This is a genomic window from Wolbachia endosymbiont (group B) of Aricia artaxerxes (assembly GCF_964026975.1).
Taxonomy (GTDB): domain Bacteria; phylum Pseudomonadota; class Alphaproteobacteria; order Rickettsiales; family Anaplasmataceae; genus Wolbachia.
This window is the reverse complement of the sequence record NZ_OZ034718.1, coordinates 992,034-1,002,171: the sequence shown is the minus strand read 5'-3', so window position 1 is coordinate 1,002,171 and position 10,138 is coordinate 992,034. Positions and strand designations below refer to the sequence as shown.

Sequence of the window (10,138 nt, the reverse complement as noted above, 5' to 3'; positions counted from 1 at the left end):
AATAAAAGCTATTTTTGCCTACATGCTGACTTGTGTATATAACATTTGTATTACAATGCAACATCTTTTTGACAGAAGCTAAAGTAGTAACAAGAAACCACCACCTACTTTATAGAATTGCCTTATAATACCTTAATTGCCTAACCCTAATTGCTCACATGCTTTGCTTAATTCAACTTCAGTTAAGCTAGTGAACTCTTCATCTGTAGACTTTCTATATGCTAGAAACTTATTCAATGAATCAGCATCTCTTTTTTCCAATATAGATCGTATGTAGCCTGCCTGTTTAGAACACATAAACTCTTTAACCTGATCAGAATTAGCTTTATTTAATAACGCCCATACTGGTTCCATACAGCCCTTTTCTACTAAAGGTGTTAATAAAACTGTACAGAAAAGAGGTGATTTATCCTCTAGTTCCTCTCTTATCACTAAAGCACGATGGCTATCAAATCCTTCCTTCATCCACATATGCATAAAAAGCTTTACACTTTCACTTACATAAGGCTCTGAATGTTTTTTGATTTCCATGTCTAACCAGATATTATAATCATCTTCTGGAACATCATTTGGCTTTAAACAATCAAATAATTCCTGAAATTTATCAAAGCGAAGTGCACCCTGTAGTGTATTCAAACTACCATAATAACCATTTTCAGCTAAGTCTCTTTTTAGAAGTTCTGGATATTTATCAGGACTTATTTGACTAAAACAAAACTCGAATATTTCAGGATAACTATTACAACGGTTCCCTGCTACATATACTGCTGTCTTCATCAAGATTTCATCCTTTTTCTGTTCACTCATCTCACTTTCAGGTAATGATTTTATTTTATTCCAAAAGAATTCCACTGCCTGCTCCTGCTTAAGGCTCACAGCACACTTAAGTCCATATTCATATGGATGACAGCCATCTAAATTTAATTTAGAGATATAACCGCTAATAAAATGTGACCAAAACTGCGCTAAAAGACCCGACCCGCAACACCTAACTAAGTGCTCATACTCCAATAGACTACTCTTACCTTGAGCTGATAATTCCTCTTTTCTTTCCTCAAACAAAGCAATAATATCTTCTTCTAGACAGCAACTACAGGCAATGGCATACTTATCAAAGAGATTACCTGAATCTGGCGCAATTAACTTTTTGCCTACGACTTGCCTATCAAGCTTAACTCCATGTAAATTGTCTACTTTTTTCCAACAATCCTCACTAGACAATACCTGTGCAAGAAAATTACGTCCTTTTTTGCCACTTTTTTGGTGCAGACGCCAATTTGCATAGCACCAGCGTTCAATTTGAAAAAGCTTAGATGCTCTATGGGGATCATCCTCTTTAATAGACGAAAACAAAACTTTTGGAATATCTGAACGCAACATAGCCACTACCTTAATTAATTAGATTATCAATTACATTTTAAGTATAGTATTCTATCTTTAAAACTTGTCAATCATTATTGTAGAAAATTTTCTAACCCAAAGTAGTTTTAGGCAAAAGTCTCTTAAGAAGGTCGGTACGGGATTTTTCTTTACCTTCAAATTCTGTTTTCATTATGAGTTTGCCTTAAATTCCTCCTTAAGAAAATTAGTATTAATCTAACAACGTATTTTACTAATAGCTTAAATAATATAGCCATTTTCAGTGCTCAAAACCAGGGACGGTGAGAACAATTTTTCTTGGAATCAGTTGGACTACCAAACGATACATACGAACTTTTCTAGATAATAATTTCATTATACGCTGAAATCAGCTATATTGGCTCACTTTTACTAAACCTACGTACGAACTGTTTTGCCTAAGCTTATGAAAATAATTTAAACCTTCTATTTTTATAACCTTATTTCTATGCGGCTTGTTCTCGCAAATATACGACCTTTTTTGCAATTTTAGAAAGAGTCAATAATTCAAATTTTTGCAGCACTAAAATAGACGTTTCTTTAGTTACAACAAGGTCTATTTTTTCGTAAATAAAAATGTTTTATAATAATTAATTATTAGAATGAAAATATCATACTTGGCTCTCAAGAAATTTCCTGTTGTGCAGTGGTAAGGTTTGGAGAAAAAGATTGACTTGGCAACGATAATTTACTAGACTAAAGTTTATATTAAAATACAAAATGGGGTTGCGGGTATGGAATCTGGTTTGGATCACAATTACAATAAAATACTTGATATATTAAAAGGTGCTATTAAAGGCGACGATAATCAAGTTAAAGCAAGAAAACACCTTAGAGTAGAAAGATGGTTGAGGGCTTATATTCAATTAATTGAAGATTTTGATGAGGAAAAACTAATTTTTTTTTCTGATATATTCTCTGATAATTCTTGTTGGGATGGAATAAAATTAAAGAATAAAGCTGTTGGTGAAAGGCTAACTGAAGAAAAAAATAAAAATGGAAAAGAAAATCCGCTTGATCTTGCAGATAGATATTACTTGGCATGTAAATATTGTCTAGAAGATAAGATTCCTGGATTATTTGAACAAGTATTTATGAGATTTAAGAGAAGTGCCTTTGAAGAAGATGGATCTGATGATGATCTGAGAAGAGAATTATTGGAAAATATCGAAGAAACTAGCCCTATAGAAGCTTTCTGGTCTTTTCTTATTGATAAGCAGATTGGAAAACTAAACGAATATAAATCAGTTGAAGGTTTGCAAAAATCCATACAGATAAATTCTAATAAAAACTGGGAAGAAGGTATAGAGTTCTTCTATAATAAATTACACAATGATTCCAGTATTTCTAGTCAAGATAAAGATGATCTGTTAATTGAAGCAGCTTTATCTGCAGTAAAGGGTTACAAAGAAGTAGACACCATAGAGTTTTGCCTGTCTAAAATGGATGATGAGCAAAAGAAAAAATTACTAGATAGAGATTATAAGGAAAATACTTATTATGCAGTGTTGAATGTGCTAGTAGGTCAGTATTACTTTGATTCTTTTATGGAATTAATCCGATTGTGTAGTCAGATTGAATGTGAACGTTACACAACTTTTTTATCTTCATTATCAGATCAAGTACTGAAGAATCCAGATCTGTCTGAAGAAACAAAAAAATGTATGATGAATGTTTGGGAACGTATAATAAAATTAAAAACTCAAGACCGCGGGGAGCAATCTATTTCCTCTATTTTTGTAGACTATTCAGTTACATATACAATAGCAAATTTAATTGTGGATCCAAGTAGACAAGGGGTAAGTAAAGAAGAAATATTAGGGAAGATATTAAAGCACGTAAAAGAAATGAGTGGTGAAGAGATGATAAAGGTTAAAGATTCTGTATTAAGTAAAATTCAGTTATTTCATGGGGGTAAAAAATTGCAGTTAGGAGAACAAGTATTTTCTAAATTAGCTCAAGAAGCTTCTAAAGAATCAATTTTGCGTGAAGCTGGTGATACTTTGCCACAGTCAAGTCTCAGTACGACTGATACCCCATATAATATAAAATCTTTAAGCCATAGCAAATAGGAGTAATATGCCAAGTAATGTCAAGCCGCTTGAGTTGGTACAGCTTCTGTTAATGAGAAATAAATCAAAAGACGAGTTCCTAGATTTTCAAAAAAGGTTCCAATCGTTTATCAATCAATCTCCTTCTTTTTTGCATTCAGTTGGAAAGCCAGGCTTTTTCCCTAGTTTCTTTTTTGGTATGTTTGCTACTGTATTAGACACAGAACTTGCTACTAAAATTGGTATTAAAAAACTTCATTTTCGTTTTGATGATAATAGAACTTTAAAAATAGCTATATTAACTAATGAGGGACTTAAGTGTATAACGATGTCTGATCAAGTTGATGGTAACATGCATCTAAAGTTCTCTCAAGGAGAGTTAGAAAAAATAGCACAGAAATGGAAAATGGGAGCAGAGTTTGATAAACTAGAAAAAGAAGAGCATGAAATAACAATTACAGGAAAAGAAGTAAAGTACGGAAAGGTTGATCCAGCTTTTAGTAAAAAGACTGATTATTCACAAAAAGGTTTTACAGAAATAGAAAAAGATCGTGACCAACAAGACCTAGAGAGCTTAATTTCAAAATTGAGTAATCAAGATTTCGAAGAAGTAAAAAAGAACGCTAGAAGAATGTTTAATTATATTACAAATGTCTATAAGAAATATGAAAAAGAAACTCTATTTAGCGGTAAAGAATCAAGTCATCATGGGTTTTTAGCTGGGTTTTTGATAAATTTTAAGTATCGTTTTCACCTAAAACTTTATCTCGAATTATTTGCTGGAAAAGGTTACGCAGACATTATTTTACTTGTGCGCGGTTCTGATAAGTCGCTAAGCTCTATTCCTATTATTATTGAGCTTAAAGCAGGTACTGGTGAGATAAGTACAGTGATAAAAGCATTGAAGCAAGCACAAGATTATGTTAAGGGCTCTTTTTCTAACTCTATAAGAATGATTACTATAGCTAATGAAGCTATTTGTGTAGGATTAAATTTTGACATGGTTCATCACGAAAATGTTAAAATTGATGTAGAAAATTTTCTTAGTCGAGAAGGTAATTCTGTAATAGAAAAGTTACTTGGCACTGAAGCAGCGAATGCTGAGGTGATAAGAACACAGCTAGAGTATCTTTACTATGGAATTGTTTGGAGCAATGGTGGAAGTGATAATATTAATTATGTCAGCAGAATGATCTTAGGTCAGCTAGTACTTATTTCTAATATTATTAAGCGTGAAAAGTTAGGTAAACATATTTTTATTTATGATCAAAATGATAAAATGGTTACTGGATCACAGAAACGCCCAGAAGCAGCAAAAGAAAGTATTGAGGATTGTGTTACAACTATAGTGCTAACTTTAGGTAAGAAGGTGCTTATACTCAACATAAATGAAAAAAATGAATTTGCATTGAGAGTGCCAGATAATAAAGGAATTCCTATTGAAAATATTAGGAGAATTCAAAACGTCAATGACATAAAGATACAAGAAATAACCTGTAACTTATACAGTACGCCTAGTAATAAGAATCCATTTGATCAGTACTGTAATAAGAATAAGGGAATTACAGTAAATACGTATGACTCATTGGACAAATACAAAAGAGGTAAAGAAATTTTACAAGGTAATTTTACTCGAATTGTGGAAAATAAAAAATTTAAAGCAGCTTTGAGCAAAGCTATAGAATCTGGTAAATATGATGATTACAAAAAACTATTTGAAGAAATTTCTCATATACTACATCCTTTCAAATCATTAATAAGCAATGAGGCTACATTTCAAGCTGTATTGCATGGTTTATTTAGTAGCTACGGAGAAGATAATATAAAAGTTATTACTGAATTTCAAATAGGTGGTGGAGAGAAGTTGGATGTTATTTTGGTTATAAATGCTACTGATCAAAAAAAAGAATACCCCCCAGTTGGAATAGAGCTAAAATTTGCTAAGAAAGGAGAATTGGATAAAAAAGAAAAAGATGCTAAGGACCAGTTGAAAAGATATAAAGAAGGTGAAGCGTATAAGGTAATTACTGATGCTGGCAAAGTGAAACTGATATATGCTGTTTTTAATAAAGGTGCAACAGATGAAGGTTCCCTTATAAAAATTGGTAATGAGTTTGTAGAGGTAGATGTAAGACATAGCTCTGTGGTTGCTTTTGGTCAACAGCCAGGTAGTCTCCAACAACCTTATGTTAAACAAGCAGGTCTATCTCGAGCAGTTAATCAGTGATCTAGTCTTAAGAAATAGTCATCTTAAGTAGGTTATGCTGTCGGGAAGTTTTGTGACAAAGTTATAGAAGGAAAACAAAATGATCCTGATACGAGTACATGGAGTGCTGTTAAAAGTTCGTTTTCCGATACATTTATTACTAAGCATAATATGAATTACATTTATAGTAATCAATCTCCAGTGAATTCCTTAGATAGCTAAGAGCTAAAAGTATGTATTGTGTAAATAGTTACCAAGGCTGGAAGGTTTTGAACTTTTTTTCACAACACTGATGTTCTTGCTAAAATATTTTTGAAAAAGTTAGTTGACTTATAAATAATTCTCTACTAATACTGGCATGTGTTTGTTTATTCTGCTGAAGTGGCTCCGCAGGTTACTGTATAAGCTTCAGCAGTTTCCGTGCTCCTTTAAAGCATCATGCTCTTATAGTAGTGATATCAAGTATAGGTCTTAACCATGTTGATTTATAGTAAAATTAGCTCAAATTTGGAGTCATAAGCAACTTTTAACCTCTCTATATACTCCATTGTTACTCACCATAAAAACTTAACAAAAGCTTAACGACGTGAGCAGTAAAAAGATTATGGTTATTGACTTAATGTTACATATCGCATACAATATATCATATATCTTAGCTTAAGGGGTAAGTATGAGTGAGTCTACTGGGATGGTAAAATCTATCATCAATCTACTAAAGCCAAAATCCAAATCAGAACTATATGATTTCGAATATGAGTCCATTATAGAACATCTATCATCTAAAGAGCATTTATTAAATGAGCTGATGAATGATATGTGGTACTCAGGAGACTTACCATCAGTCAGAAACTATAATGAACCATTATCTTTGATAGATAGCAAACTTGGATTAAGTGAACAAATTTGTGTTTGGTTTGCTCTGGACCATGATCTTACGCCAAGTCAAAAAATTTTAAACAAAAAGTTACTTAGTGCTCTAAAATGTTTAGCTTCTAACTGTGGTTCATTTGATAATACTGAGCCCCTTGAAGAATTTTTACATGATAATAAAAACAATAAAGATTTAAAAGTGATTCTTAACCTAAGAAGAGGAGAATCTCAATCAACAGTATTGCATGCGATTGCAGGAGCAAATATTGGTGGATTTCGTCGCATAGGAAATCAGGCTATAGATTTACTCTTAGAAGCAGGCGCAGATCCTAACATACAAGATAATAAAGGAAAAACACCATTATGCCTTGCTGCTGCCAAAGGTCATTACGATAATACAAACTCTCTCCTCTCAAAAGGAGCTAACCCTAATATAACAAGTAGAAAGGGTAAAACTCCACAACAAATAGCAACTAATAAACTCTGCTATAATATAGCAGAATTATTTTTAACTGATAAACAGAAAAAGATGAATAAGGAATTGTATGACTTACTTGCACTAGATTCAGACTGCACTAAAAATTTAAAGGAGTTTTTAAGTAAGCATAAAAGAGACTCAGACCTAAAAGTGGTGCTAAATATTCGGCACGGAATGGGTGAGTCAAAAGTGTTCTCATATGTTGAACGTTTTGCTTGGGACAATGAAGATCTTGCTCAAGAGTTAAGAAAAATATTTCTAGAAGCAGGAGCATTAGATTATGATAAAAATATTATTTATCGTCAGCAAAAGAAAGGACAGGTCAGTAAATTACTCGTTAATTTAACCTCAAATCAAAAGGAAAAGTTAAATGAGTTTTCTGATAAGGTGTTTCAGGCTCAAAACATGGCTGAACTTGAAGAGATTGTAAACGATGCTATAAAGTCTGGTGTACGATTAAACTATTCTCTTTCACAAGATTTCTTTTCAGGTAATGAGTACACTTTTACCGATTATGTGATGAAAAAAATCAGTGAGTTGGAAAAAAATCCTAAAGTTGCTAGTAATATAATATGTCAATTAGTATCAAAAGGGGCAGTGTTTGGTAATACAGTTGATGCTAACACACTGACATCAGAATTTAAAGAGCATAAAACTAACCTAAAAAAAGCTTATAGAGATTATATTAGCAATTCTCATAAGTTTATTGAAATCGCAAAAAGTGCAACCAATAGCGAGCTAAAAGATGCAAGAGTAGACAACTCCGTTTTTTACTTAGAATATTCTAAAGATAGTAAAATAGACATTATAAAGATAACAGATGGGGCAAGGGATTTAGGTCTAACAGATGGAGATGTAAAGTGTGGAAGAAATATAGTAAAGATCGGTAATAGTGAAGTAGAAATTAAAACTGAAGATGGCATAAGGAATTATACAGATCTTACAGAAGGCAGCAGTATAGTATTAACTTTCTATACTAGTTTGGGAGAATTGGAAGTTAGATTATATCCTGATGAGAACAATAAAAAATTGATAAGAGTAGAAGTGAGCGATGAAGATCTATTTGAAGAAATAGCAAGTCATGAAGAAATAGGGCAAAATTGCTTATTGGGAGGTTTATCGGTTATTGAAGCTATAGATCAAGGTGTTTTTGCTAGATCTGGTGGATTAATGCATCCTGAAGTAATAAGCGAGTCTAACAACAAATGGACAGAACGTGAAGAGTTAAGAAGAGTTTCTGACTCTAGGGGAGAAATTGCTAGGTAAATTATGCAGCTAACCACTTTTGCATCTAGAGTGATTATGCTTTAGTATATAATCAAGTTCTGTAACACTGTTCTAACCCCAACTATGAATTAGATTGTAGGTAAATTATTGAAAATCACTACTTTTTTAGTTAAGTTTGATCAAATTTAAAAGTAGCGTATGCATCATGCAGCTAATACCAACACTCATTGTTGGGAACGCAAATGATAAATTTGTTTAACTTCTCAATTATAGGCAAAAACAGCTCTTTTTCATGTGTTTCATAACTAACGGAAATTGGTATTAGAAAAATTATACTTGCATTAGCTTTTATTCATGCTAATTATGTACATAATATATCTATAGATTGAGGGATTATGATATTAGAATATATTTTAGGAACTAAGCAAGTTCATGCAAATGGTGGATTAGCTACTGAAGAACAGCACATGGAACGTTTTGGTCAGCAAACTCTGGAGCCTAGTCCATCATTGTTAGATCAAGAACAAACTGATGACTGGCATGAGTCCGTTGTTGAAGACAACAATACTGTTGTTGAAAGTTCTTTTATTCCAGAGAACTCAATTTTAATGAATTTAGCAAATCTGTTAACTGAAAGCGAAAAAGTTTCGATTGATGAATTTCATGACAAGATGGAAAGTATAATGAAAGAGTTTCATGAAAATAGATACGAAAGTTCTGCAAAGGTCACTCTAGAAAAGATGGAACGTTTAATAGATGAACATTTGAAAAGAAAAATAAAGCTAAATTTACGCTGTGATCACTATGAACGTAGTGTGTCGAATTTTATATTTAAAAAAATAATTGACATTGCTAATGCTAGCAGTGTTATGCGTATAACTCCTACTACTATATCACGTTATAAGGACAATGGGGAAGAGGCAATAGATGAGTGGGAAGAGGCTTTAGAACCTTTATTCAATATTGTCAATAAGCTGCTATTAGCAGGTGCAAAAATAGAGTCTGATTTTTACAATGATAGAATGATAGGTGAAACTATGTGGGGAAGTGATGAGCCTATTTTTACAGAGTGTAAAAAAATTAAGGACAAACTGAAAAGTATCGCATATGAAGGTTTAATAAATAAGAATGAACAAGTTCAAGATGATGATCTGCAAGTAGAAGTAGATAACAATCTTGTTCTTTTTAGGTGGCCAAAAAACAGTATTGTTGAAGTTGGAAAGGTTATGAATAGTAAGGTGAATGAAAACTTTAGTATAGAAAGTAGCATCCTACAGATTGGAGAGAGTATAGTAAGAGTTGAAAATATAGGAGGAAAAAGAAATTATACAGATGTCTTAGGAGATAGCATTGAAATGTCCTTTACCACTGAAGTAGGCGAGATTAGTATTCATCTGTATCCTAGTGATAGTAATATAATAAAAGTAAAGCTTGATGGAGAGAACCAGGAGAAGTTTAACAAATTAAAAGATAAATCAAGTCTAGGAGAAAGCTGCTTTTTAGGAGGAAAAAGTGTTCTACAAGCTGTTAACGATAAAGGTTTTGAAAGAAACGGTAGAATACTTATAGAGTCAGCTGAAACTATTAAACAATCAAATTTTGTAGTGAAAGAATCAGGTGTCCCATCTACTCTTATGAGGCCAATCGATAGTTTAGACCAGCTGCAAAAGGTGGGAGCTTCGAAAGAAATAGTAGTGTGTTAATGAAGTCAACTAAAATTAGTAAACAAAAGAAAGGTCTTGGAGGGTAAAAAAATTGATGTATCTTCAAAGTAAGATTTTCTTAGGTATAAACTATACTCTCAAGGTGAGAAGAAATAGTAGGGGGATAAGTGTTGACTTAATAATTTAGAGATTCTTCTAAAGAAATTATTTTTCTCTCTTGATGTTTATTCTTTTATAGGTATAG

5 protein-coding genes are annotated in these 10,138 nt (G+C 32.4%); 4 read left to right on the top strand and 1 reads right to left on the bottom strand.

What is annotated here, in order from left to right:
- Positions 1 to 132 precede the first annotated feature (132 nt).
- On the bottom strand, positions 133 to 1,380 hold the full coding sequence (locus AAGE00_RS04540) for a hypothetical protein (protein ID WP_264686030.1): 1,248 nt from the start codon (positions 1,378 to 1,380) through the stop codon (positions 133 to 135).
- A gap of 752 nt (positions 1,381 to 2,132) precedes the next feature.
- Here AAGE00_RS04540 and AAGE00_RS04535 point away from each other — a divergent pair.
- From AAGE00_RS04535 to AAGE00_RS04520, 4 genes are all read left to right on the top strand, one after another.
- Positions 2,133 to 3,470 carry a hypothetical protein gene (locus tag AAGE00_RS04535; RefSeq protein ID WP_096097233.1) on the top strand — a complete coding sequence of 446 codons (1,338 nt, stop codon included), beginning with the start codon at positions 2,133 to 2,135 and terminating at the stop codon, positions 3,468 to 3,470.
- Positions 3,471 to 3,477: 7 nt separating this feature from the next.
- Complete coding sequence (locus AAGE00_RS04530; protein ID WP_096097234.1) at positions 3,478 to 5,676, top strand: hypothetical protein; 2,199 nt, start codon at positions 3,478 to 3,480, stop codon at positions 5,674 to 5,676.
- A 649-nt stretch (positions 5,677 to 6,325) separates the two neighbouring features.
- Positions 6,326 to 8,269: an ankyrin repeat domain-containing protein gene (locus AAGE00_RS04525; RefSeq protein WP_341815174.1), complete on the top strand. Its 1,944-nt coding sequence runs from the start codon at positions 6,326 to 6,328 to the stop codon at positions 8,267 to 8,269.
- A gap of 356 nt (positions 8,270 to 8,625) precedes the next feature.
- Positions 8,626 to 9,933, top strand: a complete 1,308-nt coding sequence (locus AAGE00_RS04520; RefSeq protein ID WP_019236482.1) for a hypothetical protein — start codon at positions 8,626 to 8,628, stop codon at positions 9,931 to 9,933.
- Positions 9,934 to 10,138: the final 205 nt, after the last annotated feature.

Coding starts and splice junctions, on each gene's coding strand:
- AAGE00_RS04540 (WP_264686030.1), bottom strand. CDS start 1,380: ATGTTGCGTTCAGATATTCCAAAAGTTTTGTTTTCGTCTATTAAAGAG.
- AAGE00_RS04535 (WP_096097233.1), top strand. CDS start 2,133: ATGGAATCTGGTTTGGATCACAATTACAATAAAATACTTGATATATTA.
- AAGE00_RS04530 (WP_096097234.1), top strand. CDS start 3,478: ATGCCAAGTAATGTCAAGCCGCTTGAGTTGGTACAGCTTCTGTTAATG.
- AAGE00_RS04525 (WP_341815174.1), top strand. CDS start 6,326: ATGAGTGAGTCTACTGGGATGGTAAAATCTATCATCAATCTACTAAAG.
- AAGE00_RS04520 (WP_019236482.1), top strand. CDS start 8,626: ATGATATTAGAATATATTTTAGGAACTAAGCAAGTTCATGCAAATGGT.